The sequence below is a fragment of the Ideonella sp. genome, from assembly GCF_041914305.1.
GTDB lineage: Bacteria > Pseudomonadota > Gammaproteobacteria > Burkholderiales > Burkholderiaceae_C > Ideonella.
The window spans coordinates 241,811-266,799 of record NZ_JAYSDQ010000002.1 but is presented as its reverse complement, the minus strand read 5'-3'; the positions used below and the strand labels follow the sequence as shown (position 1 = coordinate 266,799).

Sequence of the window (24,989 nt, the reverse complement as noted above, 5' to 3'; positions counted from 1 at the left end):
GACGCGAGGCCCGGCAGCGCAGGTCGCCGCCGGGCCCGCGGCCGTGAGGAGTTCAAAGAATGATGATCAGTCGCGATGTGACCGAAGGGCTCAAGCAAGGCCTGCTGATCGGCGCGGTCGTGCTGGCCGTGGCGGTGCCGATGCGCCACCACCTGCTGCCCCAGCGCTCGGTGCCCACGCCGGCCATCGACCCCGCCGCGGTGGCCACCGCGCCGCCCGGCGTGGCGCCCGCGCTGCCGCAAGCAGTGGTGCCGGCGCCGGCGGTCATTCGACGCCGGCTCGACTGGGGCGGCGAAACCCCATCGAAAGACGTGCGGCGCCTGGCGCAGTGGGTGGTCGATTCGGCCGACAACGGCGTGCAGCACTTCGTCATCCTCGACAAGCGCAATGCCCGCGTCTATGTTTTCGACCCCAGCGGCAAGCTGAGCGGTGCGAGCCCGGTGCTGCTGGGCTACGCCGCCGGTGACGACACCGTGCCGGGCATCGGCGACAAGGCCATCGCCGACGTGAAGCCGCAAGAGCGCACCACGCCCGCCGGCCGTTTTGTGGCGGCGCGTGGCCGCAATGCGTCGCAAGAAGACGTGGTCTGGGTCGACTACGACGCGGCGGTGTCGATGCACCGGGTGCGCGCGACCAACCCGAAGGAGCGCCGGCTCGAACGCCTGGCCACCCCCACTGCGAGCGACAACCGCATCAGCTACGGCTGCATCAACCTGCCGGTGAGCTTTTTCGAGCAGGTCGTGTGGCCGATGTTCCAGGCCCACCCCGGCGTGGTCTATGTGCTGCCCGAGGTCAAACCGCTGAACCAGGTGTTCCCGGGCATCGAGACGCCATACCACCTTGTCTCCACCAGCTCTCTGAGCCACTTGGTGTCTCCCCCAGGGGTTTCCGCCGTGTAAAGCCACCCTGTTTGACGGCAAATACGCCCGGCTTGCCGGGCTGTTGTCGCGATTGCTTACCGTCCTTGCGTTTAGCATTTCCCCCATCTTGAGCCGGGTCCACACGCCCGGCTCGTCTTCGATGGGCAAGGGAAGCAGACGCGATGGGTGTGGTGGGATTCAAAGGCATGCGTGCGACATGCCTGGCGGCTCTGTGTTGGGTCTCGGCAGCCGGTGCCTTCGCCGGTGTCGAGGCCTCCGCCATCAAGGTCGACTTTCTCGAAGAAAGCGCATCGGCCGATGCCCGCTCGATGGCGCAGATCGCCTTCGAGCAGGGCGACGCCCAGGGCCGCCCGGTGGCCATCGTCGACAAGAAGAACGCGCGCATCTATGTCTTCGGCGCCGACGGCGTGCTGCGCGGCACGACGCCCGTGCTGCTGGGCCTGGCCAAAGGCGACGACAGCGCGCCCGACATCGGCAAGAAGGCCGGCGGCTACATCCCCTCGGCCGAGCGCACCACGCCGGCCGGGCGCTTCGACTCGGAGCCGGGCCACAACAACAAGGGTGAGGCGATCGTCTGGGTCGACTACGACGCGGCCTTCGCGATCCACCGCCTGCGACCGGCCCACCCGGCCGAGCGCCGCCCCGAGCGGCTGGCCTCGCCAACCCCCGACGACAACCGCATCTCGCAAGGCTGCGTGATCGTCAGCGGCGCCTTCTTCGACCAGGTGGTCGGCCCGACGCTGGGCCGCCAGCGCGGCGTGGTCTACGTGCTGCCCGACCAGCCCGCGACCATGGCCCAGGCCCCGCTGGCCCAGACCAAGCTGGCCACGTCGGTCACCCCGGCCACGGCGCCTTTGCCCAAGCTCTGAGCACGGCGCTCAAAAAATGCGGGCCCGGCAGGGCCCGTCGTGTGGGCACACCTTGAAAAAAGGTGCCCGCGCAAAAGACAAGCCCCCCGGCAAGCCCTTCGCGCGGGCGGCCTGAACGGCCCGCACCCTGGGCGCGGGCAGGCCAGACTCAATCACTCACACGAAAACCGATGGCGCGTCTCGCCCGCCTGGGGCCCTGCGCCCCTGCGGCTCTACCGCGCTCAGGCCTGTGTGAGCAATCCGCATACCCACCGATGCCGGGCCGCCAGGAGGCGGTGCGCGGGCCGTGCAAAATGCGACGAAGCTGCCTCGAAATCGTGATTTCCGGGCTGCCACCACCCCACACCACAATCCAGTCCTGGTTTTCCCGGGGATGGGAGAGCCATGTCGCCCTTCTGGGAGGTTATTTCATTGGAACAGCTTGCAAAATTTGTTGCGGGCGGCGTGCTGCTGGCTGCTTTTTCGCTGCCGGCGCAGGCGCAATACAAGGCCGATCTGATCGAGACCACGAAGGCCTGGGGTTCGGTGGTGGCCGATTTCAACCGCGACGGCCATGACGACATCTTCGTCACCGGCCACCATTCGGAAGACCGCATCTGGTACTGGTCGCCCGGCGGCTACGTGCCGTCGAACCAGATCTTCGACTGGGTCGACCGCCACGACTGCGACGCGGCCGACGTCAACCTCGACGGCCGGCTCGACCTGTACTGCGCGGTCGGTGCCGAAAAGGGCACCGGCCAGGGGCCGAAAGAGCTGTGGATGCAAGGCGCCGACGGTGTCTTCACGCAGGCGGTGGATTTCGGCGCCGAAGACCCGTATGGCCGTGGGCGCTGGCCGATCTTTCTCGACTTCAACCACGACGGCTACCCCGACATCTACCTGAGCAACCTGTCGACCATCCGCGACGACGGCCAGATCAACATCAACCACCTGTTCCTCAACCAGGGCGGCAAGCGTTTCGTCGAGGCCACCACGCTGGCCACCGGCGCGCGCGGCGCGCAGTGCGTGGCCAAGGGCGATGTCAACCACGACGGCTGGGACGACCTGCTGGTCTGCCACGAGAAGGGCACCGGCCACATCTACATCAACAACCGCAAGGGCGACTTCGACGAGCTGTCGTCCACCGCGATCAAGGGTGAGTGGACGGTCGCCAAGCTGGCCGACATGAACGGCGACGGCCGCGACGACCTGGTGCTGATCACCTCGACCGGCCAGTTCCAGATCTGGCTCAACACCGGCAAGGCGCCGTATTTCGTGCGGCCGGCCTTCACCGACACCTTGCCGGCCGTCGGCCGCTCGCTGACCGTCGGCGACTTCAATGCCGATGGTCGGCCGGATGTCTACGTGGTGCTGGCCGACGTGTCATGCGAAACCACGCTGCGCGACAAGGCGCCCGACCTGGTCTACCAGGCCAAGTCGCGCAACGGCTGGACCCGCACCCAGATGACGCAAGACTACGAAGGCTGCGGCCACCTCGCCGACACGGTCGATGGCAACAAGGTGCTGCTCGAGAACGGCGGCGTCGAATACCACGGGCCGAACTACGTCATCGGCTGGGGTCACTGAGCGGCGCACTGCCGTCGTCGTCAGGCTCTTGGGCGGGCGCGGGTGAACCGGTGTTCATCAGCGCCTGCAGCGTGGCCAGCGTGTCGGCCTCGTGCAGCGGCTTGTCGTCGCGGATGCGCAGCATGCGCGGGAACCGCACGGCAATGCCGCTCTTGTGCCGCGTGCTGCGGTTGATGCCTTCGAAGCCGAGTTCGAACACCAGCGTGGGCTTGACGCTGCGCACCGGGCCGAACTTCTCCAGCGTGGTCGCGCGGATCACGCGGTCGACCTCGCGAAACTCCTCGTCGGTCAGGCCCGAGTAGGCCTTGGCGAAGGCGACCAGCTGCAGGCCGCCCGGCTGCGGCGGCTCGCGCCGCGCGATCGCATCGACCACCGCCTGCGCCTCGGCCGCGTCGCGCGGCGTGCGGCTCCACACTGCGAAGGTGTAGTCGGTGTAGACGCTGGCGCGCCGGCCGTGCCCGGCCTGGGCGTAGATCAGCACTGCGTCGACCGACAGCGGCTCGATCTTCCACTTCCACCAGGTGCCCTCTGCCTTCGTGCGGCCGCTGCCGTAGCGGGCCTCGCGGTGCTTGAGCATGAAGCCTTCGACACCCCGCTCGCGCGACTGTTCGCGCAGCGCGGCCAGCGCCGGCCAGCTGCCGCCTTCGACCACCGGCGACACCATCAGCCCCTTGGCGTGCGCGGCCAGCGCCTCGAGCAGCTCGCGGCGCTCGCGCTGGGGGCGGCTGCGCAGGTCGTCACCGTCCCATTCGAGGATGTCGTAAGCCATCAGGCTGACCGGTGCCTCGGCCAGCACCTTCTTGTTCAGCGTCTTGCGGCCGATGCGCTGCTGCAGCAGGTTGAACGGCGCGGGCTGGTGGGTGCCTTGCGCGCCCGGCATCCAGACCAGGATCTCGCCATCGATGACCGTGCCGTCGGGCCATTGGCCGGCCAGGTGCACGATCTCGGGGAAGCGCTCGGTCACCAGCTCTTCGCCGCGTGACCAGACCCAGATCTGGCCCGCGCGCCGCACCACCTGGGCGCGGATGCCGTCGTACTTCCATTCGACGAGCCAGTCGTCCGGCGGGCCCAGGCGGGTGTCGAACTCGTGCAGCGCGCCCTCCATCGCATGGGCGAGGAAGAACGGGTAGGGCTGGCCCGAATCGGCCGGGGCCGACGCGGCATCGCTCGACAGCAGCGCGCGGTAGCCGCGGGCGTCGGGGCGGGCCGATTTGTCGGTGTAGCCCATCATGCGCTGCGCGACAAGCTTCGCATCGATGCCGACGTGCGCGGCCAGCGCCCGCTGCACCAGCAGCTTGCTGACCCCGACGCGAAAGCCGCCGCCGATCAGCTTGGTCAACAAGAAGCGGCCGGTCGCGTCCAGCTCGGCCCAGTAGGCGGCGATGCGCTCGGCCTGCTGCTCGGGTGATGCTTCGCGCAGCGGCAGCAACCGGCGCTCGACCCACTCGGCCAGGCCGACATCGCTGGTTTCGGTGGCGGTGGGCAGCACGTGGGCGATCGTCTCGGCCAGGTCGCCCACGGCCTGGTAGCACTCGTCGAACAACCACGGCGCGATGCCGGCCTGCTGCCGCGCCAGCTCGGTCAATATGCCGGTGGGCACCACCTGGCGCGGCTTGCCGCCCGAGAGAAAGTACACCGCCCAGGCGGCATCGGCGTCGCTGGCCTGTGCGAAGTAGCGCTTCAGCGCATCGACCTTGGCGTTGGTCGCGGTGCTGGCGTCCAGCTCTTCAAAAAGCTGTGCGAAGCGTTTCATTCGTTGCCCGCCACGTCGCCACCAGGCTTTTGCACGTCGGCCCGCTCGTCGTCGTACTCGGTCTTGAACGCCCCCGCCTGCAGCCCTTGCTCTTCGAGCCAGCGCACCATGATCGCCTCGTAGCCGTGGGTCACGATCACGCGCTCGGCGCCGGTCGCCGAAATGGCGCGTTGCAGGCCCGGCCAGTCGGCGTGGTCGCTGAGCACGAAGCCGCGGTCGACCGCGCGGCGGCGGCGCGCGCCGCGCAGCTGCATCCAGCCGCTGGCGAAGGCGTCGCTGTAGTCGCCGAAGCGCTTGGTCCAGGCCGAGCCTTGCACAGACGGTGGGGCGACCACCAGCGCGCGCGACAGCGCGGCCTTGTCGACCTCGGTGGCGTGCAGCGTGGGCGGCAGCGCCACGCCGGCGGCTCGGTAGGCCTCGTTCAGCGGCTCGACCGCGCCGTGCACGACGATCGGCCCGATCGCGGGGTCGACGCCCGCCAGGATGCGCTGCGCCTTGCCGAAGCTGTAGCCCATCAACAGGCTCGCGCGGCCGGCGTCGGCGTTGGCGCGCCACCAGCGGTTGATGTCGTCGAACACCGCGCGCTGCGGCTGCCAGCGGTAGATGGGCAGGCCGAAGGTCGACTCGGTGATGAAGCAGTGGCAGCGCACCGGCTCGAAGGGTTCGCAGGTGGTGTTGCTGTCGTCGGCGCCCGAGACGAAGTAGTCGCCCGAGGCCACCCACACCTGGCCGCCATGCTCGACCCGCACCTGCGCCGAGCCCAGCACATGGCCGGCCGGGTGCAGGCTCAATCGCACGCCGTGGTGATCGACCACCTCGCCGTAGCCCAGCGTCTGCAGCCTGATCTCGCCCAGCCGCGAGCGCAGCACGCCTTCGGACTTTGCCGCGGCCAGGTAGTGGCCGTGGCCGAAGCGCGCATGGTCGCTGTGGGCGTGGGTGATGACCGCGCGGGCCACCGGCCGCCAGGGGTCGATGTAGAAGTCGCCCGGCGGGCAGTACAGGCCTTCGGGCCGCTGGACGATCAGATCCGTGGTCATCGATCGCAGGCTATCGCAAGCAATGACTTTCGGCCGTCGAAGGGCTTACGCACTGACACCGTGCTGTCAAAGATTCGTCCTAGCGTACGCGCCTTCGCAAACGGCCCCTGTCCCCTCACCACGAGGCCGATGCTCCACCACCCACGAGGAGTCACCGCATGACCGAAGCTTCCCGCCGCTCCTTTCTGCAGATGATGGGCGCAGGTGCCGCTGCCGGCGCCTTGCCGCCCAGCATCGCCCGCGCGCTGGCCATCCCGGCGAACCGCCGCACCGGCACGATCAACGATGTCGAGCACGTCGTGATCCTGACGCAGGAGAACCGCTCGTTCGACCACTACTTCGGCACGCTGCGCGGCGTGCGCGGCTTTAACGACCCGCGCGTCATCAAGCTGCCGTCGGGCAAAACCGTGTGGCACCAGCCCAGCGGCAACGACGAGCTGCTGCCGTTCCGCCCGCCGGTCGAGAACCTGGGCCTGACCTTCCTGCCCGACCCGCCGCACGGCTGGAACGACACCCACGCCGCGTGGAACAAGGGCCGCCACGACCAGTGGGTGCCGAACAAGGGCCTGAGCGCGATGACGTACCACGTGCGCAGCGACATCCCCTACCACTACGCGCTGGCCGATGCGTTCACCGTCTGCGACGACTACCACTGCTCGCTGATGGGCCCGACCGACCCCAACCGCTACCACCTGTGGAGCGGCTGGGTCGGCAACGACGGCAAGGGTGGCGGCCCGGTCATCACCAACGCCGAAGCCGGCTACGACTGGAGCACCTACCCCGAGCGCCTGCAGCGCAACGGCGTGTCGTGGAAGGTCTACCAGGACGAAGGCGAGGGCCTCGACGCCGCGCACTCGTGGGGCTGGACCGGCGATGCGTACATCGGCAACTACGGCGACAACTCGCTGCTGTACTTTCATCAGTTCCAGAACGCCAAGCCCGGCAACCCCCTGGCCGACCACGGCAAGACCGGTACCCGCATCAAGAACCAGGGCCGCGACCCGAACCACTTGATGGACCTGTTCAAGCAAGACGTGGCCAGCGGCCAGCTGCCGCAGGTCAGCTGGATCGTCGCGCCCGAGGCCTACAGCGAGCACCCGAACTTTCCGGCCGACTACGGTGCCTGGTACATCTCGCAGGTGCTGGACACGCTGACCTCGAACCCCGAGGTCTGGAGCAAGACGGTGCTGCTGATCAACTACGACGAGGAGGGCGGCTTCTTCGACCACATGCCGCCGCCGGTGCCGCCGCAGACCCCGGCGCAGGGTGATTCCACCGTGTCGACCGTCAACGAGATCTTTGCCGGCAATTCAAGCTACTCGGCCGGGCCCTACGGCCTGGGCATGCGGGTGCCGCTGCTGGTGGTCTCGCCGTGGAGCAAGGGCGGCTGGGTCAACTCGCAGGTCTTCGACCACACCTCGGTGATCCGCTTCCTCGAGGCGCGTTTCGGCCAGGGCAAGCCCGACCTGACCGAGGCCAACATCACGCCGTGGCGCCGCGCCGTGACCGGCGACCTGACCTCGGCCTTCGACTTCGCCAACCCCGATGCCGGCCTGGTGCCGCTGCCCAGCACCGACGCGTACTTCCCGCCCGACCTGGTGCGTCACGACAGCTACCACGTGGTGGCGCCGCAAGACGACCAGTTGCCGCAGCAGGAGCCGGGCCTGCGCCGCGCCCGCGCGCTGCCGTATGCGCTGCACGCGCGTGGCCACGTGGTGGCGGCCGACGGCAGCTACCGGCTGCGCTTCGGCAACGTGGGTGATGCGACCGCGGTGTTCCAGGTGCACTCGGGCCGCGCCGGCGACCTGCCGCGCAGCTACACGGTGGAGCCGGGCAAGAAGCTGTTCGGCAACTGGCCGGTGAAAGCGGTCGGTGCCAGCAGCTACGACCTGACGGTGCGTGGGCCCAACGGCTTTCTGCGCGGCTACAAGGGCAGCGTGAGCGGCGACAAGAAGGCGCAGCTCGAGGTGCGCGACGTCTACGGCGCCAAGGCGCAGACGCTGAAGCTCGACCTGCACAACCTGGCCTCACGCAAGGCGGTGGTCCATGCGCTCGACCGCTACAGCGGGCAAAGCCAGTCGATCGAGCTGGCGGCCGACGCACGCGGCACGCTGCAGTGGGACCTGGCGCCCACCTTCGGCTGGTACGACCTGGTGCTGACCGTCGACGGCGACACCGGCTTCGAGGTGCAACTGGCCGGCCACGTCGAGAACGGGCTGCCCAGCTCGAGCGACCCGGCACTGGGCAACCTGCGGCTAAGGCAACGCTGAACAAGTCCCACGCGGGCCGCGCATCCCTGGTTTGGGCGGTCTGCTGCGTTGCAAATCCTCGCCATAGCACGAGCTATGGCTGTGGTTTGCGCCTTGCAGCCCATCCCAAACCAGGGCGCGCCGCCTCGCGGGGACTCATTCAGCGTCGCCCTGAATCGCTGATCGGCGGCCGGGCCGTCTCGCGGCGGCCCGGCCGCGGTCTTCAGCGGGTCAGAACAGGTCCCACAGCTCGGCCGGCAAGGTCTCGAGCACTTCTCGCACGTTGCAGCCCTCGCGCAGGTCGAGCGACGAGAGGATCCAGTCGCGCTGGTCTCGCGGGCCGAGGATCTGCGGCAGCGAGTCGCGGCTGAAGGGGGAATGGAGATCCGCCTTGAAGTGGATCGCGTTCATTGGTGATGACATGGCAGGAGCTCCCGTGGGTTCGCCGGCCGGTGCGCTGCTGCGATCGTGGTCGAGCCTGCTGCATTGCCGTTGCGGGCATTAGACTGCGGCGCTCGCATGCGCAAGCGCCGGAAAAGGCCGGTGCTTCGCGCACTTCTAACCCGCTAGCACCACGGCCAGCCGATGAGCCCCGAAGCAATCGTTCAACGCCAGCTCGACGCCTACAACCGCCACGACCTGGCGGCCTTCGTCGCCACCTATGCCGAAGACGCCGAGCTGTACCGCGTGCCGGCCACCACGCCGGCGCTCAAGGGCCGGCAGGCGCTCGGCGAGTTCTACCGCGACCACCGCTTCAACCTGCCGGCGCTGCATGCCGAGCTGGTGCACCGCACGGTGCTGGGCGACAAGGTCATCGACCACGAGCGCATCACCGGCTTGGGTGACGGGGTGGTCGAGGCGGTGGCGGCCTATGTGGTGCGCGACGGGCTGATCCGCAGCGCCTGGATGTTCGCGCCGCAGTAGGCCGCGGGGCGGGCCATCAGGCCACAGCCCTCACGCCGGCTCGGCGCAGACCAGCACCCGGTTGCGGCCCGCGCTCTTGGCCTGGTAGAGCGCCTGGTCGGCCGATTGCGACAGCGTGGCCAGGTCGTAGGGCGGGGCCGAGGTCAGGCCGATGCTCAGTGTCACCGTCAGCCCGGGCGCGATGGTCGACCAGTCGTGCGCCTGCACCCGCTCGCGCAGGCGCTCGCTCACCTCTTGCGCCAGCGGCAGCGCGGTTTCGGTGAAGACGATCAGGAACTCTTCGCCACCCAGGCGCACCAGCATGTCGCTGCCGCGGGTGTGGGCGCGCAGCAGGTCGCCGATGCGCACCAGCACCTGGTCGCCGACGGCGTGGCCGAAGCGGTCGTTGATGTGCTTGAAGTGGTCCAGGTCGACCAGCGCCACGCTCAGCGGGCTGACCGCGCTCGCGGCCGAGGCCAGCACCGGTGGCATGCGGCGGTCGAGGTGGCGGCGGTTGCCCAGCCCGGTCAGCTGGTCGCGCTGCGATTCGGATTCGAACTCGGCCGCGCGCAGCCGCTCGGCCTGTGCCTCGAAGCGCGCCCGCTCGGCCTCGACACGGGTCACGAACAGGCGCGACTGGGCCTGCAGCTGCGCCACCACGCGCTTGCGTTCCAGCGCCTCGAAACCCTCGAGATGGGCCAGGGCGCGGCCCTGGTCGCCCTGGGCCCTCCAGCTGCGGTACAGCGCATCGTGCACGCGGGTCAGGGTGTTGGTCTGCTCGCTGCCTTCCAGCTCTTGCCACAGCGCGGTCAGCTCGCGGCTGGCGCCGGCAGCGTCGCCACGGGCCAGCAGCAGCTCGCCGCGCGCATAGCGGATGCGCCAGCCATGGGCCGTGTTGCCTTGTTCGATCACGCGGCCCAGCGCACTGTCGAGCAGGCGCTCGGCTTCGGCGCGCTCGCCCAGGTGCAGCAGCGCCTCGGCCAGGTTGCCTTCGACGATCGCGCACAGGATCGGGTTGTTCGGCATCTGCGCCACCAGCGGCATCGCCTCGCGCGCATGGGCCACGGCCTTTTCGAGCACCGAGCGGGCTTCGGCCGCCGTGGCGCCGTCGCGCAGCAGGTAGAACGCCCCGATGTACGACGCACACAGGTTGTTCAGGATCATGCTCTGGGCGTAGGGGTTGCTCTCGCCCTGCATCAGCAGGCGAGCCTCTTCGACCAGCCGGTGGGCCTGCCACGGGTCGCCCATGCGCTCGATGCAGATGCCCAGCGCCATCAGCGACAGCGCGAGCGGCCCCTTCTGGCCGGCGGCCTCGGCCACGCGGCACGATTCGTTGGCGCAGGTCAAGGCGAGGTCGAAGCGGCCCAGCTCGCTGGCGGCGATGGTCACCCAGCGCAGCACCTCGACCTGGCGCGCGATCTCGCCGGTGCGGTGCAGCAGCGCCGAGGCGGCCTCGCCGCTGTCGATCACGGCCGGCCAACGCCCCAGGCGAAACTGCGCCATCGTCAGCAGGTAGCCCGCCTCGGCCCGGCTCTGGTCGTCGGCCTGCGCCGCGGCCCGCCAGGCCGCCCCGGCCAGCAATGAGACTTCGTGCATGTTGCCGGCATCCACCGCGGCGCGCGCGGCGTGCAGGGGGCCAATCTCGGTCGGGGGACGGGTCATGGGCGGTATTTACGGCAATCTCCATGCCGAGTTGACCGCCTGCGTCGCAAATGCTCGGGGTTTGCGACGACTATTGCACCCAAGCCGGGAAGAGACCCAGCGCGGCCTGCACCTTGGCATCGTGCGCAGGCACCACCACCAGCTTCGGGTCGCGGGCCATCGCCGCGCGGATCAACTCGATCGCGGCCTGGGTTTGCGCCACATCGTGGTCGACGAACAGCCGCGCGGCCCAGTGCTTCGGCGCCCCGGTCTTCAGCGCGCCGGCGTTCCAGACCACGTCGCCGACGAAGAAGAAGCGCCGGCCCGAATCGGTGGTCACGAACAGGCCGACCGAGCCCGGCGTGTGGCCCGGCATCGGCACCAGCACCACGCGGCCGTCGCCGTACAGGTCGTGGCTGGCATCGAAGCCTTCGAACGGCCCGCGGTCGAAGACGATGTCTTTCCAGCCGGTGATGCCGGCCACCTGCGAGGGCCAGACACCGCCCACCGCCTGGCTCGGCTGGTTGACCAGCGCATGCTCGGCGGCGGCCAGCCAGACCTCGGCCTGCGGAAAGTCCGACAGGCCGCTCAGGTGGTCCCAGTGCGAATGGCTCACGACGATGCGCGTGATGGGCCCGATGCCGGCCTCGGCCAGCTGGTCTTTCGCCGGCCGCACCGGCTGGTCGTAGCGAAAGAACGGCCGGTTCCAGCCCGGCATGTCGGCGGCGTACTGCGCATCGACCTGGCTGCCCAGCCCGCTGTCGAACAGGAACCGGTCGTTGCCATGCTGAATGAGAAAGGCCGAGAACGCGGTCTCGGCCGGCTCGAAGCGGCCGCCGGAAAACAGCAGCCACTCGTGCGTCTGCAGCGAGGCGGTCTTGACGATGGCGAAGCGCACGCTGGCGGGCGCGGCGGGCGGCTCGTCGGCGGCCGAAGCGGTGAGGCTGGCGAGGCAGAAGGCGAGGGCGGCGAAGGTGGTCTTGAGCATGGGGGTGGTGGGTTCGAGCAGGAAAGGCAGAAAAGCGTCAACGGGCCCGAAGGCTAAAGCCTGGAGTAAGCTCCAAGGTCAAGCCCTCATGGAGCTCGCATGAACATCGGTGCCCTGGCCCAGCTGACCGGCGTGTCGCCCGACACGCTGCGCTACTACGAGCGCGAGAAGCTGCTGGCGCCGCCGGGCCGCGCGGCCAATGGCTACCGCGTCTACAGCGACGCCGACGCGCAGCGGGTGCGCTTCGTGCGCAGCGCGCAGGCGCTGGGCTTTTCGCTGGCCGAGATCCGCTGGATCCTGCCGCGGCTGAACGCCGGCCAGGTGCAGCGCGCCGAGATCGAGTCGCACCTGAACAAGAAGCTGGCCGAGATCGACGGCCACATCAAGCAGCTGCGCAACCTGCGCAAAGAGGTGCTGGCCACGCTGGGCTCGCTGCGGTGCCAGCCGCAGGCCGAGGTGACCGTGCAGCAGGCCACCGCCAAGGCGACGGCGCCTGCGCCGGTGCGCCGCCTGGCGGGGCCGCGCCGGCGCCGGGCCTGAGGGCTGCCCGCGGCGCGTGGGCACCCCGCTTGCCGCGCAAGGTCATCCACCAACACGGGAGATGACGATGGTTCAACAAGCCCACGACGATCTGAGCGCCTGCATCGCCGCCTGCCAGGACGCGCTGCGCGCCTGCCTGGACTGCGCAGCGTCTGACCTGCACGACGTGAACCCGCACATGGCGCAGTGCGCGCTGATCAACCTCGACTGCGCCGACGCCTGCGACGCCACGCTGAAGGCGCTGGCGCGGCGGTCGATCCACCACGGCGACTTCTGCGCGCTGTGCCAGCACCTGTGCCGGGCCTGCGCCGCGGAATGCGCGAAGCACCAGGCCGACCACTGCGTGCGCTGCCGCCAGGCCTGCGAGCGCTGCGCCGAGGCTTGCGCCAAGCACGCCGCCGAGCGGCACACCTGACCCGCGCTCAGCCGGCGCTCGGCGCCGGTGGGTCTTGCCCCGGCGGTGGCTGATCGGAGGGCGCCGGTGGCGGCGAGGCGGGCGGCGCGTTCCCGAGCACGTCATGGGGCACGCCTGGGGACCCCTCCTGGAGGGGCAGCGGCCACGGCACGCTGGCGGTCAGGGCGAGCAGGGCGTCATGTCGGGCGTTCACGGGTGTTCCTGGGGCAAGGCATGGCCTGGGGGCAAACAGCGATCCTGCGGCCGGCGAGGTGGCCGCGCCGCAGTCGGCACGCTCAACTGCTGGCGTGGATCTGCATCCGCCGCTCGACGTAGGTCGGGCCGGTGGATCGGCTGGCGTCTGGGCAGTTGCCGCTGCTGTTGCAGGCCACCGCATCGAGCGTGAAGACACGCACCGTCTGCTTCGTGCCCGGCGATGATTCGCCTTCGTTGTAGAGGGTGGAGTTGCAGGTCACGGTGACGCGCATGCCGAGGTCGGCGCTCAGGTCCAGCGTTTGGGTGCTGCCGGCGCAGGCTGTCCAGCCACCCCGGAAGGCCTGGTACAGCCCCCACTCGATGCCGGCCCGCGCGGCCTGCGAGGCGCGGGCGGCGCTCACCTCTTGCGCGCTGCCCATTTGCTGCGCGGTGCTCATGCGCACCACGGCGGCCGACAACGCGGCGAGCAGCACCAGCACGATGATCGCGGCGATGGCGCCCAGGCCATGCTGGCGATGCGCTGTCGATGGGTGGCGCGGCGTCATGGCACGTTCGCCACATGGGCGCCGACGACGAGGCCGGCGGTTTCGGAATTGCGGGTGATCTCGATCTGCATCGAGACGAAGCCGCTTTGCTGCGTGGCGCCCTGGGCCGGGTCGTAGATGAAGCGGCATGACTTGACCGAGCTGGCCAGCACCTCGCCGCTGGCCGCGCTGGGGCAGCTGCCGGGGTAGCCGCTGTTGAAGCCGTAGTGCGACAGCCGTGCCAGCACGCCCTTGCCGTTGCCTGACGAATCGAGCGTGCCGTCGGCGCCCTCGCAGACGTAGAACACCGCCTGCTGGCTGTTCGGCACGACGACCATGCGGTTGCCGTCGTAGCCGGCGGGGAACTGGGTCGAGGCCACGGTCACGCGGTGGCGCCCGAATGCCGCCTTGGGCGGGGCCGCAACAGCCGAGATCGCCGCCCGGTTGCTGCCGCTGTACACGTCGCCCGGGTTCTGGTTGTCGATCACCACATAGTCGCCGACGCTGGGCGTGGTCGAGAACGTGGTCATCACGTCGAACTGCGTGGTCGCGGCGCTGGTGTCCAGCGGCATCGCGCCGGCGGTCACGGTGTCGGTGTCGCGCCGCAGCCGCGCGCCGGTCAGCGTGGGCACCAGCTCCACGCATTGCGAGCCGGGGCTGCGGATCGAGTTGGGCACGGCCGAGCGCACCTCGTCGCGCATGCGGCGCAAGGCGTTGGTGGCCTGGTGCGACAGCTCGGCCCGGGTGCGCAGCGCGATCCAGCTGTCGAAGGCCGGGCGCAGGAAGACGGCGAGCGTGGCGGCCAGCACCGCGCCGATCACGATCACCATGATCAGCTCGATCAGCGTGAAGCCGCGTTGCCTCTGCGCGCCCCCAAGGCAACGCCGGCTGGGAACGGCGCTTCGTTTCTTGAGGTTCTTCATGCGGCGAAATTCGTGCGCCAGCCGACCAGCGTCAGGCTCTGCGAGCCGCGCGTGACGGTGACGGTGATGCGCTTGGCCTCGGCCACGCCCGACAAGGTGGCCGTGGCCACGCCGACCGAGACCGAGTAACCCGCCAGCGCCGTGACCGCCACGCCGTCGACGGTGCAGATCTGCCCGCTGGTGGTGTAGCCGTTGTAGTCCGACACGTCGTTGTAGGTGTCGCGGGCGCAGCCGGCGGGCGCGCTGTTGGCCGCGGCGAGGTAGGGCTTGAGCTGCACCTCTTCGATCATCTCTTCGGCGATCGCCAGCAGCTGCTGGTTGATCACCGGGTCGGCGCTGCGGCCGATCGCCACCGAGAACGCCACCGCCACGCCGGCCAGGCCCACGCCGAGGATGACGATCGCGATGATCATCTCGACCAGCGTGAAGCCGAGCTGGGGCCGGCGTGTGGTGGCGGGGCGGCGCATCATCGGACCAGGCCCGTCTCACCGCCGATGGTGATGCTGCCGACGCCGGTGATCGCGAGCGATCGGGCGCTGGCGGTGGTGCCGGCGCCGTCGCTGGTCACGCGGCCGTCGGGCTGGAAGTACATCGTGCCGCTGGGCGAGAGCGTGAAGGTCGACGAGCCGGGGTTGCTGGTGAAGCTGGCGCTGCCGTCGGGGCCGGTCAGCGCGGTGTCGCAGGCCGATGCGGGCCGGTTCGTCGCGATGCGCAGCGTGACCGCGGTGGCGCTCACATCGGCGCAGACCAGGCGGCGGTGCGACTGGGCTGTCTGCCCGGCGTAGCGCAGCGCGGCCAGCACCTCGTCGCGCGCGGTGTCGTTGCGCAGGCTGACCGCGGTGTCGAGCTTGGGCATGGCGACCGCCGCCAACACGCCCACCAGGATCAGGATGGCGATCAGCTCGATCATCGTGAAGCCGCGCTGCGGCGTCGATTCAGAAGATCTCGCGCACATCAGAAGATCTCGCGCACATGGACGGTCTTGCGGGTTTCAGGGCTGTAGACGCCGAAGGCGGCGCGTGCCGAGGGGTCGCGGTCCCAGGTGGCGGCGCAGCTGCCGTAGTTCGAGCGCAGCCAGGCGAGGCCGGCGCCTGTGGTGGCGGGGTGGGTCGACAGGCACGACTGATCGGCGGCGGTGCTGCCCAGGTTCAGCGCCAGGTCGACCGTGCCGGTGGCGCCGCCCGTCGGGGCGGTGAGCGTGAGCGTGCCGCTGCCGCTGGTGATCGTGATCGCAGAGCCAGTCGTCGTCCAGCTTCCTGCGTTGCCCTTGTAGTCGCGGTAGTTCGACAAGGCCAGTGCCGTGACCGGGACAGACGTGCAGCTGTCGTCGCTGTTCTTCACCCAGGCCGCGCCGCTCCAGTAGTCGGTGCGGGCCTGCAGTGTGAGCGTGCTCTTCTCGCTGCCATAGCCGTTGGACAGCACCAGCCGGCCGCTGCGGATGCTGGTGTTGCCGGTGGCGCTGCCGGTGACCGAATCGGTGTCGGTGGCGCGCAGCTTGATGGCGCTTTCCGCGGTCAGCTTGGTGGTGAACGAGTAGATGGGGCCGACGGCGGATGTCGACAGCGTGGCGACGCCGTTGGTGAACGACGTAGCCGCCACCACGTTGTTGCTGAAGCTGCCGACGGTCAGTGCGTTCGCATCGCTGATCGTCGTGGCGCGGGCGAAGGCACCGGTGTAGTTGCTGGTCTGGCCGTTGCTCGCGTTCTGTGCGGTGATCGTGACGGTGTTGATCGGCTGGCCGGCGTAGTAGAAGGTGGCGCCGGGGCAGGCGGTGGGCTCGGCCACCTGCAGCAAGAAATGGTCGGGGATGAAGCGCCCGACGGCGCCGGTCGATCCGGTGGTGCCGGTGGCGTTCAGGCCGCTGGACAGATAGTTGGTCAGCGTCGCCGTGAGGTCAGCCTGGCCGACCTCGCTCCATTGCAGATTGCTGGCCGTGGCGCTGCCGCCGCTGTAGCTGCCGAAGCTGCCGGTGAAGCTGCCGCTGGCCCCGCCGGCGGGCAAGGCCTTGGTGAACGTGATCGTGGGAGCGGCCGGCGTGGTCTCCTGGCCGAAGTTCGGTGTGGCCGCGCCATTGGCGTTGCGCGCCGTCAGCGTGGCCGAGAAGTTGACGCCGGCCTTGACCGTGGCGGGTGGCGTGGGGTACGACGTGAATGCGAACGACGACGGCGCTGCGACGAAGCTGTCGCTGCCCGTCATCACCAGCCCGGCGTCGCTGCCGCTGCCGGTGTACTTGCTGGTCACGCTCATCTGGCCCGCGTCGGCGTACTGCACCGTGGTGCTGGCGGTGCCGGTCGCGTCGAACGCCAGCATCACCCCCTGGCCGGCGCCGCCGCAGGCGATGGTGGTGCTCCCGACCACGACGGGTTTCGTGCCAGTCCCCGGGTTGGTGTAGCCGCAGCTGAAGTTGATCATCTTGCTGGTGCTGGCGAAGGCTGGCGTGCAACTCAAGGCGTTGTCGGACTTGCGCACCGCCTTCACGCTGACCGTCTGCAACGCGTCGGCGGCGTGGTCGGGCACGTCGAACAGCAGCCCCGCGTCGCTGGCGGTGAAGGTGCAGGCCGGGCTGCCGAAGTTGCAGCTGGTCGAGTTGGATGGCGTGACGCTCAGGCCCGAGGTGCCGAACACCACGCTGCCGGGTGTCGTGACCTGCACGTTGGTGGTGGTGGTGCTGGCGCCCGAGGCGATCGTGAAGTTGGCGCCGGCGGGCCAGACGACGCTGGGGGTGCCGGTGGCCGTGAGCGTGCCGGTCAGGCCGCCGGTGTAGGCGGTGGCGCAGCTGGCATCCTGGCAGGCGGCCACGGTGAGCGTGCTGGGCGTGCAGGTCAGGCCGGTGCCGCTGGCGTGGCGAATCTCCACATGGTGCAGCGGCGGCAGGCAGCTGTGGCTGACCGCCATGTCGGACGCGATCTCGAGCGCGCTGATCTCGTAGTTGTAGACGCTGACTTCGTCGAGGCGGCCATTGGCCGAGGCCGAGGTGGCGTTGGCCGGGATGGCCGTGGTTCGGTTATCGCCCAGGAACAGCGTCAGCAGGCTGGTGTCGATGATGCCGTTGGTCGTGGCGCTGACCGCGCCGACCTGCACGCCGTTGACGAAGATGCGGGCCGTGCTCTGGCCGGCTCCGCTCTTCAGGCGCCAGGTCACGGCGATGTGCGTCCAGGTGTTGGCCGCGGTCGTGCGCGTGCTGGAGGTCACGTCCACCAGCGCGCCGGCGGAATCGGCGACGACGAAGCGCAGCGCGCCGGTGCTCTTGCGCGCAAGGAAGAACGGCCGGCTGGCCGAGCCGCTGGCGTCGAACAGCATCGCCTCGGGCGAGGTGTTCCAGGCCGCGTTGTTGCGGTACCAGAAGCTGATGCCGCCGTCGGCGCCGAGGGCAGAGTCGACATCGATCGTGGTGTCGACCGCCGAGATCGAGGTGTCGGTGTTGGCAGGGATGTCGATGCCGCGGCAGACGTAGCCGCTGGCATTGCTGGCAGCCGAGCCCACGCGCACGCCGCTGTAGCCGTTGCCGGTGAAGTCGCTCACCTCGCCGACCTTGCCGGTGTAGGAGTATTCGTCCATGCGGTACTCGGCCAGGCGGGTGGGCGTGCCGCTGGGGATGAACCAGCGGATCGCGCTGCCGTTGGCGTTGTAGCCGCTGTTGTACGAGTACTGGGTGTAGTCGGTGTCGGAGACCTGGACACCGATGGTGGCCGAGGCGCCGGTGGCGTTGTCGTTGCCGTACTGGTACTTGAACTCGCCGTTCTCGTACAGCACGATCTGGAAGCTGTAGGGCGTGGTGGTCGAGTACTGGTAGACGCCGTTCCAAGAGACGACCAGGTAGCGGTTCGGCGCGGTACCTTTTTGCTGCCAGGTGACGCCGCCCGAGCCAGCGTGGCTGGGGTCCAGGTCGTCCCAGTAGCCCATGATGGTCCGAGCGGTGTTGCCGGCAGCGCAGCCCGAGCGGGCGGCGGCGGCGCCAGCCGGCAGCGCGGTGTTGGTGTACGTGCGCATGAAGCCGGTGTCGGCCCCGAACTGGATGGCGCCGTTGGCCAGCACCCGCAGCGACGAGTAGGCGGTGCCGGCAAACGTGAAGGTGAAGCCGCCGGTCAGGGTGATGGTGGCCTGGTCGTCGTCACCCGGGTAGGCCGTGCACAGCCTGTCCCAGACCAGGGCGTTGGTCGTGGTTTCCCATGCATAGGTGTCGCTCTTGAAGGTGTAGGTGGCCGCTCGGGCCGACAGCGGCAGCACGCACAGCAGCGCCAGAAGCAAAGAAAACGCGGCCCGCCATGACAGCGGGGCCGCGTTCTTGAGCTGGTGGGCCAGGTGGCTCAGCATAGGCGCCCATGATGCCGCGCAATGCGGCATCGTGGCGTCAGAGGATGCCCAGGCCGGTGAAGGTCGCGGTGGCGCCGCCCGAGGTCTGGGTGATCGTGCAGCTGACGGTCGCGTCCGGGGCGATCGCCGCGGCGGTGATCGTGTAGCCGGTGGGCAGGCCACCTTGCATCAGCGTGGCGGCGTCGGTGCAGTTGGTGACGGCCGAGCCCTTGCCCGTGTTGACCTTGCGGGCGCCGTAGTTGACGTTCATGGCCGAGGTGGCGGCACCGGCCACGCCTTGCAGGGCGGCGGCCTTGGCGTCGCCCGACACGTCGACGAACTTGGGCATGGCCACGGCGGCCAGGACACCGAGGATGACGATGACGACGATCAGTTCAATCATCGTGAAGCCGGCTTGCATACGTTTCATGTCAAAACTCCTATGAGAAAAAGGGCGGGAGAACAGGTTTCGAGAGTTACTTCAGGGACAGGTGGCATCTATCAGCTCGATGCGGGGGGCCGCACCCGGCGATGCCGCCTGGGCGTAGATGAACTCGCATTCGCCGGCAACTGCCGTGGGCTTCAAGCGTGCCCGCAGGGCGGGAACGCCGTCGATCCGGTCGGGTCGCCAGTCGATATCGGCCGTGTCGCCCCAGGAATTGACGGCTACCGCTATCCCATCGGCGCTGGCGGCCGGCCAACCGTGGATTCCGACCACTTTCTGGCCCTGCAAGGGCAGCTCGCCGCAGGCCGGGTCGAGACCGCCGGGCGCCGGCGGCTGCGATTCGCAGCGCAGGTGAAACAGGTTGGCGGTGGCCTGGGTGGTGGCCATCAGCATCTTCAGCCGCACCTGGCGCGCCGCGACGCGCGACGAGGCCAGCCGCGGCAGCGCCACTGCGATCAGCACGCCGACCAGCACCACGGCCACCGCGAATTCGAGCCGCGACAGGCCCCGCATGCGGGGTGAACGAAGGCGGGCGGACCACATGCGCATTCATCGCCGTCGTCAGGAATGGTTGCCCGAGGCGGCACGCCCCAGGTCCCACATCGGCAGGAACACCCCGAGCGCCAGCACCAGCACCAGGGCGCCGAGGAAGACGATCAGGATCGGCTCGACCTGCTGGCTCAAGGTCTTCAGCTCGTACTGGACCTCGTTGCTGTACAGGTCGGCCACCTCTTCCATCAGCTCATCGATCGCGCCGGTCTCTTCGCCGACACCGATCATCTGCAGCACCACCGGTGTGAACACACCCGTGGCCGCGGCCGAGCGGGTGATCGATTCGCCACGCTCGACGCTTTCGCGCATGCCGTCCACCCGCTTGGCGATGAAGGCGTTCTCGACTGTCTGCGACACGGCGGCGAGCGCGCGCTCGATCGGCACGCCGCTCTTGAGCGCCATCGAGAAGCCGCGCGCAAAGCGGGCCAGCATCGCCTTGCGGACGATCTTGCCGGCCACCGGCATCTTCAGCACGAACTCGTCCCACTTCAGCTTGCCGGCGGGCGTACGGCGCCAGGTGTTCCAGCCGAAGAAGGCGCCGATGCCGGCCAGGGCGATCAGCCAGCCGAAATCGACCGTGAACTTGGATGTGGCCAGCAGGATCTTGGTCGGCAGCGGCAGCTCGGCATTGAAGGTCGCGAACACGCCGGCGAAGGCCGGAATCACCATCACGTTGATGACGCCGATGGCCGCCACCATCGCGGCGATCACGAAGCTCGGGTAGCGCAGCGCCGACTTCACCTGCTGGTGCATGAACATCTCGAACTCGAGGTGCTGGAACAGGCGGTCGAACACCTCGTCGAGCCGGCCGGTCATTTCACCGACGCGCACCATCGCGACGAAGAAGCCGTTGAACAACTGCGACTGCTGGGCGAACGACATCGACAGCTCGATGCCCGATTCAAGGCTGCGCCGCACCTCGGCCAGGCAGGCCTTCATGCCGGGGTGGGTGGCTGATTCCTGCAGACCGAGCAGGGCGCGCAGGATCGGCACGCCGGCGCGCATCAGCGTGTGCAGCTGGCGGCAGAACAGCATCAGGTCGACCGTGTGCACGGGCGGCTGCAGCATCGCCTTCAGCCGTTCCAGTACCGGGGTCGGGGCGCCTTCGACGACCTCGACCGCGCCCGCTTCGGCCTCAATGCGCAGCGGCGTGACGCCGCGCGCCAGCAGCAGGTCGGCCACGGCATTGGCATCGGCCCCTTCAAGGGTGCCATTGACGGGCCCCGCCGCGCTGCGGCCGGTGTACGCGAAACGCATCATTCCGCGTTACCCGTCCAGCTGCGTCGCCACACGCATCGCTTCTTCGATCGTCGTGCGGCCTTCGGTCGCCAGGCGCACCGCGTCGCCGCGCAGCGTCAGCTTGCCCATCTGCTTCTTGGCGGCGCGGGCAAAGTCGGCGGCGTGGCCGTGGTTCATCGTCTCGACCAGCTCCTGCGTCATCTCGATGAACTCGTAGACGCCCGTGCGGCCCGAGTAGCCGGTGTCGTTGCAGACCGGGCAGCCGCGGCCATGGCGGAAGCGGTGGTGGTCGACCTTGTCGCCCAGCTCCAGCCGCAGCCATTCGTGCTGGTGCGGGTCGGGGGTGTAGTCTTCAGAGCACTGGCTGCAGATCACGCGCACCAGCCGTTGCGCCAACACCATCGCCAGCGACATCGCGACCATGTAGCGCGGCACGCCCATGTCGATCAGCCGCATCGGGGTGGACGGTGCGTCGTTGGTGTGCAGCGTCGACAGCACCAGGTGGCCGGTCAGCGCGGCGCGCAGGCCGATTTCGGCGGTGGTCTGGTCGCGCATTTCGCCGACCAGGATCACGTCCGGGTCTTGGCGCAGCGCGGCGCGCAGCACGCGGCCGAAGCTCAGGTCGATCTTGTCCATCACCTGCACCTGGTTGATGCCCGCCAGGCGGTATTCGACCGGGTCTTCGACGGTGATGATCTTGCGTTCGTTGTCGTTCAGCTCGTTCAGCGCGGCGTACAGCGTGGTCGTCTTGCCCGAGCCGGTGGGGCCGGTGACTAGCACCATGCCGCTGGGGCGGGCGATGGCGCGGCGCAGCGCGTGGTCGACGGCCGGCGGCAGGTTGACCTTGTCCAGCGACAGCAGGCCGCCGCTCTGGCTGAGCAGACGCATCACCACCGATTCGCCGTACTGCGTCGGCATGGTCGAGATCCGCACGTCGACCGTGCCGTTGCGCAGCTTGACGTGGAAGCGGCCGTCTTGCGGCAGTCGCTTCTCGGAAATGTCCAGGCCCGACATCAGCTTCAGGCGCAGCGCCACCGCAGTGGCGATCTTCGGGTCGGCTTCGGTCTGCACATGCAGCACGCCGTCGATGCGAAAGCGGATGCGCAGCGTGCGCTCTTGCGGCTCGATGTGGATGTCCGACGCGCGCACGCGCAGCGCTTCTTCGAACACCGAGTGCAGCAGGCGAACAACGGGGGCGTCTTCGGTGGTGGCGGTCGACAGGCCCAGCAGGTCGCCGAACTCTTGCGTCACGTTGGCCAGGTCGGCCTGCAGGGCCTGGGCGTGGCCGGCGATCTCTTCGGTGCTGTGGTAGCTGCGGTCGAGCGCGGCCAGCAGCTGGCTCTCGGCGGCCACGGCGAGGTCGATCTCGCGCTTGAGCAGGCGGTTCAGTTCGTCCCAGGCCGCCATGTCGGTCGGGTCGGCCATCGCCACGCGCAGGCCGGCGGGGGTCTCTTCGAGCGGCAGGGCGCGCATGCGCCGGGCCTGGCCCTCAGGCAGCAGGCGGGCGATCTCGGGCCGGATGATGCGGCCGGTCAGCTCGACGAAGGGCGCACGCAGCTGGCGCGCCACGGCCTTGGCGATCTGGACTTCGGTGACGAAGCCCGAGTCGATGAAGATGCGGCCCAGCTTGCGGCCGGACTGCTTCTGTTCGGCCAGGGCTTTTTCCAGCTGCTCTTGCGAGATCAGCTGTTCCTGGATCAGCAGGTCGCCGAGTCGGATGCGTTCGGGGCGGGCCATCGGTGTCGCTTTTCGAAAACGTCAGCGGGTCAGCGTGTTGTCGAGCTTCAGGCCCGAGCCGGGGACCGACACGCGGCTGGTGGCGGCGTCGTCGATGCGGGCGGTGGGCGTGCCGGCGCCCATCTGCGCGGTCGGCGCGTCGGGCCAGTTGGTGCCGTCGCCCTGGATCACCGTCGGCTTGATCAGGATCACCAGCTCGCGCTTGGAGCTGAGGTCACTGGTTTGGCGGAACAGGCCGCCGACCAGCGGCGCGTCTTGCAGGCCGGGCACGCCGCTCTTGTTGTTGGAGTTCGTCTGCACCATCAGGCCGCCGATCGCGACGATCTGGCCATCGCCGATGCGCACGATGCTGTCGCTTTCGTTGACGGTGCTGGCGGCCAGCGGCAGGCGGTAGTTGCCCAGTGAGCCGAGGTCGATCGCCTTGGTCTTCTCGGCCACGTTGCTGATGGCCGGATGCACGTGCAGCATCACGACGCCCTCGGCATCGATCTGCGGCGTCACGTCGAGCACGATGCCCGAGAAGAAGGGCGTCAGCGTCAGGGTCGGCGACGAGACCGTGTTGTTGCCGGAGGAGGTGGTGTTGGTCGTGATGCCGGTGACGAACATCTCGTCGCTGCCGACCTTGAGCACCGCCTTCTGGTTGTTCAGCGTGGCGATGCGCGGGCTCGACAGCACCGACACGTCGCCCTGCGTCTGCAAGAAGTTGATCAGCGCGGCGAAGTTGGGCGACTGCAGGGCCAGGCCGTAGAAGCCGCGGCCGGTGGCGTTGGTGGTCAGGTTGCTGGCCGGCGTGGCGGCCACGTCGTTGTTGCCGATCGCGCCGGTCGTGCCGAGCACCGTGCCGGCACCGACCACGCCGAACGAGCCGGCGAGCTTGTCGCCCAGCACGCGGCCGAAGCCGGCCCAGTTGATGCCGGCCTGCGCGTCCTTGGACAGCTGCACTTCGATGATCTTGGCTTCGAGCATCACCTGGCGCTCGATCGACAGCTGGATCGCGCCGAGGTACTTTTCGACCTGCTGCAGCTCGGCCGGCGTCGCCTTGACGACGATCACGCCGGCGGCGGGGTTCAGCACGACGCCGCGGCCGTTGGTGTTGCCGACCAGCGCGTTCAGCGAGGCCTGCACTTCGGTCCAGAAGTCGGCGTCGCTGGTCGTGCGGACCTGCGCGCTGTCAGAGATGGGGCGGCTGCTCTGGCCCGGCGTCGACGGGTTGCTGGTGTTGTTGCCGTTGCTGCTGCCGTTGTTGTTGCTGCCGTTCGGCGTGGGGCTGCCGGCGCCGGACATCGCGGCCGAGCCGGTGCTCACGCGCAGGTCAGAGCCGCCCTGGCGGCGGCCCGGCAGGTAGTTGACCTTGAACAGGCGCGACTGCACCGTGTTCGGCAGCACCAGCACGCGGGTGCCGGTGACCTTGAAGTCGTAGCCGTAGAGGTCGCGCAGCGATTCGAGCGCTTCGATCACGGTCACGTTCTTCAGCGTGACCGAGACGTTGCCCGAGACCTCGGGCGTGACCAGCATGCTGTAGGGCGTGCCGGTGCCGATCTGCATGAAGACCTGCGCGGCCGGCGCGTTGTTGACCGACAGGTCGAAGCGTCCGGGGTCGGCGGCGTGGGCGCCGGTGGCCAGGGCCAGGCCGGCAGCCAGGGCCGTGAGGTGTCGGCGAACAGGGGCAAGGGTGAAGTTCATGGGCGTTGTCCTTCGCGTCCGCCGCGACCAATGGGGCCGGCAGTGACTGCTGCACCGGTCGCAAGAGCGGCCACGGGCCGCGATCCGTTGCTGGGGGCCGTGGCCGGCCGCGCATCGTGGGGGGCCGTCGCCATCGGCGCCGGCGTGCTGCTGTCGCGCTTGGCGATCGACGCAGAGATCAGAAGCATCCGTTCGGTGCGGCCCTTGGCGTCGCGCAGCGTCAGGCCGTCGGCATCGATTGCGACGATGCGGGCGCCGCCGAGCGTGTCGCCGGCCTGGACCACGCGGCCATCGACCAGCGCGGTCGACTGGCCATTGGCGTTGACCTGCAACGATTGCAGTTGCGGGGCGGCGGCGGCTGCCGATGCGGCACTGGCGGCACGGGCCGCGCGCGGCGCCGAGGCGCTGGCCTCGGCCGCCAGGGCGCCGGCCGGGCGGGTGGGGTCGGCCCAGGCGGTGGCGGCGGGCTGGGCGTGGGCGGTGTTGGTCGCCACGGCAACCACACCGAGCAACAGGCCGACCACGAAGCAGCGCAGGGCGGTGAATGGGCTCATCG

23 protein-coding genes are annotated in these 24,989 nt (G+C 69.2%); 7 read left to right on the top strand and 16 right to left on the bottom strand.

Annotated elements, in window-relative coordinates; genetic code table 11:
• Positions 1-59 precede the first annotated feature (59 nt).
• From ACE3SG_RS03950 to ACE3SG_RS03940, 3 genes are all read left to right on the top strand, one after another.
• A complete protein-coding gene (locus ACE3SG_RS03950) occupies positions 60-899 on the top strand; it encodes a hypothetical protein (protein WP_374562692.1) in 840 nt (279 codons plus the stop codon).
• A gap of 167 nt (positions 900-1,066) precedes the next feature.
• A complete protein-coding gene (locus ACE3SG_RS03945) occupies positions 1,067-1,750 on the top strand; it encodes a hypothetical protein (protein ID WP_374562691.1) in 684 nt (227 codons plus the stop codon).
• 411 nt (positions 1,751-2,161) lie between these two features.
• The gene (locus ACE3SG_RS03940) at positions 2,162-3,316 is read left to right on the top strand and encodes an FG-GAP repeat domain-containing protein (RefSeq protein ID WP_374562690.1); all 1,155 of its coding nucleotides are present in this window, start codon (positions 2,162-2,164) and stop codon (positions 3,314-3,316) included.
• Here the strand turns inward: ACE3SG_RS03940 and ACE3SG_RS03935 are convergent.
• Both ACE3SG_RS03935 and ACE3SG_RS03930 read right to left on the bottom strand, forming a co-directional pair.
• The gene (locus ACE3SG_RS03935; RefSeq protein ID WP_374562689.1) at positions 3,297-5,069 is read right to left on the bottom strand and encodes an ATP-dependent DNA ligase; all 1,773 of its coding nucleotides are present in this window, start codon (positions 5,067-5,069) and stop codon (positions 3,297-3,299) included. The two genes, ACE3SG_RS03940 and ACE3SG_RS03935, sit on opposite strands and share 20 nt — an antisense overlap.
• The gene (locus tag ACE3SG_RS03930) at positions 5,066-6,106 is read right to left on the bottom strand and encodes a ligase-associated DNA damage response exonuclease (protein ID WP_374562688.1); all 1,041 of its coding nucleotides are present in this window, start codon (positions 6,104-6,106) and stop codon (positions 5,066-5,068) included. The genes ACE3SG_RS03935 and ACE3SG_RS03930 overlap by 4 nt, the downstream gene beginning before the upstream one ends.
• Positions 6,107-6,264: 158 nt before the next feature.
• Between ACE3SG_RS03930 and ACE3SG_RS03925 the strand changes: the two genes are divergently transcribed.
• Positions 6,265-8,376, top strand: a complete 2,112-nt coding sequence (locus ACE3SG_RS03925; protein ID WP_374562687.1) for a phosphocholine-specific phospholipase C — start codon at positions 6,265-6,267, stop codon at positions 8,374-8,376.
• Between the two features lie 210 nt (positions 8,377-8,586).
• On the opposite strand, the gene ACE3SG_RS03920 is transcribed toward ACE3SG_RS03925, so the two are convergent.
• Positions 8,587-8,778 carry a hypothetical protein gene (locus ACE3SG_RS03920; protein ID WP_374562686.1) on the bottom strand — a complete coding sequence of 64 codons (192 nt, stop codon included), beginning with the start codon at positions 8,776-8,778 and terminating at the stop codon, positions 8,587-8,589.
• A 162-nt stretch (positions 8,779-8,940) separates the two neighbouring features.
• Between ACE3SG_RS03920 and ACE3SG_RS03915 the strand changes: the two genes are divergently transcribed.
• Positions 8,941-9,279, top strand: a complete 339-nt coding sequence (locus tag ACE3SG_RS03915; protein WP_374562685.1) for a nuclear transport factor 2 family protein — start codon at positions 8,941-8,943, stop codon at positions 9,277-9,279.
• Between the two features lie 30 nt (positions 9,280-9,309).
• On the opposite strand, the gene ACE3SG_RS03910 is transcribed toward ACE3SG_RS03915, so the two are convergent.
• Positions 9,310-10,920 carry a diguanylate cyclase gene (locus ACE3SG_RS03910; RefSeq protein ID WP_374562684.1) on the bottom strand — a complete coding sequence of 537 codons (1,611 nt, stop codon included), beginning with the start codon at positions 10,918-10,920 and terminating at the stop codon, positions 9,310-9,312.
• Between the two features lie 70 nt (positions 10,921-10,990).
• Positions 10,991-11,887: an MBL fold metallo-hydrolase gene (locus tag ACE3SG_RS03905; protein ID WP_374562683.1), complete on the bottom strand. Its 897-nt coding sequence runs from the start codon at positions 11,885-11,887 to the stop codon at positions 10,991-10,993.
• A 99-nt stretch (positions 11,888-11,986) separates the two neighbouring features.
• Between ACE3SG_RS03905 and ACE3SG_RS03900 the strand changes: the two genes are divergently transcribed.
• Together ACE3SG_RS03900 and ACE3SG_RS03895 are read left to right on the top strand one after the other, a co-directional pair.
• The gene (locus tag ACE3SG_RS03900; RefSeq protein WP_374562682.1) at positions 11,987-12,427 is read left to right on the top strand and encodes a heavy metal-responsive transcriptional regulator; all 441 of its coding nucleotides are present in this window, start codon (positions 11,987-11,989) and stop codon (positions 12,425-12,427) included.
• A gap of 67 nt (positions 12,428-12,494) precedes the next feature.
• Positions 12,495-12,842 carry a four-helix bundle copper-binding protein gene (locus ACE3SG_RS03895; protein WP_374562681.1) on the top strand — a complete coding sequence of 116 codons (348 nt, stop codon included), beginning with the start codon at positions 12,495-12,497 and terminating at the stop codon, positions 12,840-12,842.
• Between the two features lie 275 nt (positions 12,843-13,117).
• Here ACE3SG_RS03895 and ACE3SG_RS03890 read toward each other — a convergent pair whose 3' ends face one another.
• Genes ACE3SG_RS03890 through ACE3SG_RS03840 form a run of 11 tightly spaced genes read right to left on the bottom strand, consistent with a single transcriptional unit; the run spans position 13,118 to position 24,987 of the window.
• Positions 13,118-13,582, bottom strand: a complete 465-nt coding sequence (locus tag ACE3SG_RS03890; RefSeq protein ID WP_374562680.1) for an MSHA biogenesis protein MshP — start codon at positions 13,580-13,582, stop codon at positions 13,118-13,120.
• The gene (locus ACE3SG_RS03885; RefSeq protein ID WP_374562679.1) at positions 13,579-14,484 is read right to left on the bottom strand and encodes a type II secretion system protein J; all 906 of its coding nucleotides are present in this window, start codon (positions 14,482-14,484) and stop codon (positions 13,579-13,581) included. Before ACE3SG_RS03885 ends, ACE3SG_RS03890 begins: the two co-directional genes overlap by 4 nt.
• Positions 14,481-14,954: a prepilin-type N-terminal cleavage/methylation domain-containing protein gene (locus ACE3SG_RS03880; protein ID WP_374562678.1), complete on the bottom strand. Its 474-nt coding sequence runs from the start codon at positions 14,952-14,954 to the stop codon at positions 14,481-14,483. Before ACE3SG_RS03880 ends, ACE3SG_RS03885 begins: the two co-directional genes overlap by 4 nt.
• On the bottom strand, positions 14,951-15,439 hold the full coding sequence (locus ACE3SG_RS03875) for a Tfp pilus assembly protein FimT/FimU (protein ID WP_374562677.1): 489 nt from the start codon (positions 15,437-15,439) through the stop codon (positions 14,951-14,953). Before ACE3SG_RS03875 ends, ACE3SG_RS03880 begins: the two co-directional genes overlap by 4 nt.
• Positions 15,439-18,798: a DUF6701 domain-containing protein gene (locus ACE3SG_RS03870; RefSeq protein WP_374562676.1), complete on the bottom strand. Its 3,360-nt coding sequence runs from the start codon at positions 18,796-18,798 to the stop codon at positions 15,439-15,441. Before ACE3SG_RS03870 ends, ACE3SG_RS03875 begins: the two co-directional genes overlap by 1 nt.
• A gap of 37 nt (positions 18,799-18,835) precedes the next feature.
• A complete protein-coding gene (locus ACE3SG_RS03865; protein ID WP_374562675.1) occupies positions 18,836-19,207 on the bottom strand; it encodes a prepilin-type N-terminal cleavage/methylation domain-containing protein in 372 nt (123 codons plus the stop codon).
• A gap of 51 nt (positions 19,208-19,258) precedes the next feature.
• The gene (locus tag ACE3SG_RS03860; protein WP_374562674.1) at positions 19,259-19,735 is read right to left on the bottom strand and encodes a hypothetical protein; all 477 of its coding nucleotides are present in this window, start codon (positions 19,733-19,735) and stop codon (positions 19,259-19,261) included.
• A gap of 48 nt (positions 19,736-19,783) precedes the next feature.
• Positions 19,784-21,034 (bottom strand): type II secretion system F family protein, encoded by a 1,251-nt coding sequence (locus tag ACE3SG_RS03855; protein ID WP_374562672.1) that lies wholly within the window; start codon positions 21,032-21,034, stop codon positions 19,784-19,786.
• A 6-nt stretch (positions 21,035-21,040) separates the two neighbouring features.
• Complete coding sequence (locus ACE3SG_RS03850; RefSeq protein WP_374562670.1) at positions 21,041-22,750, bottom strand: GspE/PulE family protein; 1,710 nt, start codon at positions 22,748-22,750, stop codon at positions 21,041-21,043.
• A 21-nt stretch (positions 22,751-22,771) separates the two neighbouring features.
• Entirely contained in the window at positions 22,772-24,433 is a 1,662-nt protein-coding gene (mshL, locus tag ACE3SG_RS03845) for a pilus (MSHA type) biogenesis protein MshL (protein WP_374562669.1), read from the bottom strand.
• The gene (locus tag ACE3SG_RS03840) at positions 24,430-24,987 is read right to left on the bottom strand and encodes a hypothetical protein (protein WP_374562668.1); all 558 of its coding nucleotides are present in this window, start codon (positions 24,985-24,987) and stop codon (positions 24,430-24,432) included. Before ACE3SG_RS03840 ends, mshL begins: the two co-directional genes overlap by 4 nt.
• Positions 24,988-24,989 lie beyond the last annotated feature (2 nt).

Coding starts and splice junctions, on each gene's coding strand:
- mshL (WP_374562669.1), bottom strand. CDS start 24,433: ATGAACTTCACCCTTGCCCCTGTTCGCCGACACCTCACGGCCCTGGCT.
- ACE3SG_RS03895 (WP_374562681.1), top strand. CDS start 12,495: ATGGTTCAACAAGCCCACGACGATCTGAGCGCCTGCATCGCCGCCTGC.
- ACE3SG_RS03870 (WP_374562676.1), bottom strand. CDS start 18,798: ATGCTGAGCCACCTGGCCCACCAGCTCAAGAACGCGGCCCCGCTGTCA.
- ACE3SG_RS03850 (WP_374562670.1), bottom strand. CDS start 22,750: ATGGCCCGCCCCGAACGCATCCGACTCGGCGACCTGCTGATCCAGGAA.
- ACE3SG_RS03885 (WP_374562679.1), bottom strand. CDS start 14,484: ATGAAGAACCTCAAGAAACGAAGCGCCGTTCCCAGCCGGCGTTGCCTT.
- ACE3SG_RS03925 (WP_374562687.1), top strand. CDS start 6,265: ATGACCGAAGCTTCCCGCCGCTCCTTTCTGCAGATGATGGGCGCAGGT.
- ACE3SG_RS03890 (WP_374562680.1), bottom strand. CDS start 13,582: ATGACGCCGCGCCACCCATCGACAGCGCATCGCCAGCATGGCCTGGGC.
- ACE3SG_RS03910 (WP_374562684.1), bottom strand. CDS start 10,920: ATGACCCGTCCCCCGACCGAGATTGGCCCCCTGCACGCCGCGCGCGCC.
- ACE3SG_RS03950 (WP_374562692.1), top strand. CDS start 60: ATGATGATCAGTCGCGATGTGACCGAAGGGCTCAAGCAAGGCCTGCTG.
- ACE3SG_RS03945 (WP_374562691.1), top strand. CDS start 1,067: ATGCGTGCGACATGCCTGGCGGCTCTGTGTTGGGTCTCGGCAGCCGGT.
- ACE3SG_RS03860 (WP_374562674.1), bottom strand. CDS start 19,735: ATGCGGGGCCTGTCGCGGCTCGAATTCGCGGTGGCCGTGGTGCTGGTC.
- ACE3SG_RS03905 (WP_374562683.1), bottom strand. CDS start 11,887: ATGCTCAAGACCACCTTCGCCGCCCTCGCCTTCTGCCTCGCCAGCCTC.
- ACE3SG_RS03875 (WP_374562677.1), bottom strand. CDS start 15,439: ATGTGCGCGAGATCTTCTGAATCGACGCCGCAGCGCGGCTTCACGATG.
- ACE3SG_RS03900 (WP_374562682.1), top strand. CDS start 11,987: ATGAACATCGGTGCCCTGGCCCAGCTGACCGGCGTGTCGCCCGACACG.
- ACE3SG_RS03935 (WP_374562689.1), bottom strand. CDS start 5,069: ATGAAACGCTTCGCACAGCTTTTTGAAGAGCTGGACGCCAGCACCGCG.
- ACE3SG_RS03865 (WP_374562675.1), bottom strand. CDS start 19,207: ATGAAACGTATGCAAGCCGGCTTCACGATGATTGAACTGATCGTCGTC.
- ACE3SG_RS03880 (WP_374562678.1), bottom strand. CDS start 14,954: ATGATGCGCCGCCCCGCCACCACACGCCGGCCCCAGCTCGGCTTCACG.
- ACE3SG_RS03840 (WP_374562668.1), bottom strand. CDS start 24,987: ATGAGCCCATTCACCGCCCTGCGCTGCTTCGTGGTCGGCCTGTTGCTC.
- ACE3SG_RS03915 (WP_374562685.1), top strand. CDS start 8,941: ATGAGCCCCGAAGCAATCGTTCAACGCCAGCTCGACGCCTACAACCGC.
- ACE3SG_RS03930 (WP_374562688.1), bottom strand. CDS start 6,106: ATGACCACGGATCTGATCGTCCAGCGGCCCGAAGGCCTGTACTGCCCG.
- ACE3SG_RS03855 (WP_374562672.1), bottom strand. CDS start 21,034: ATGATGCGTTTCGCGTACACCGGCCGCAGCGCGGCGGGGCCCGTCAAT.
- ACE3SG_RS03920 (WP_374562686.1), bottom strand. CDS start 8,778: ATGTCATCACCAATGAACGCGATCCACTTCAAGGCGGATCTCCATTCC.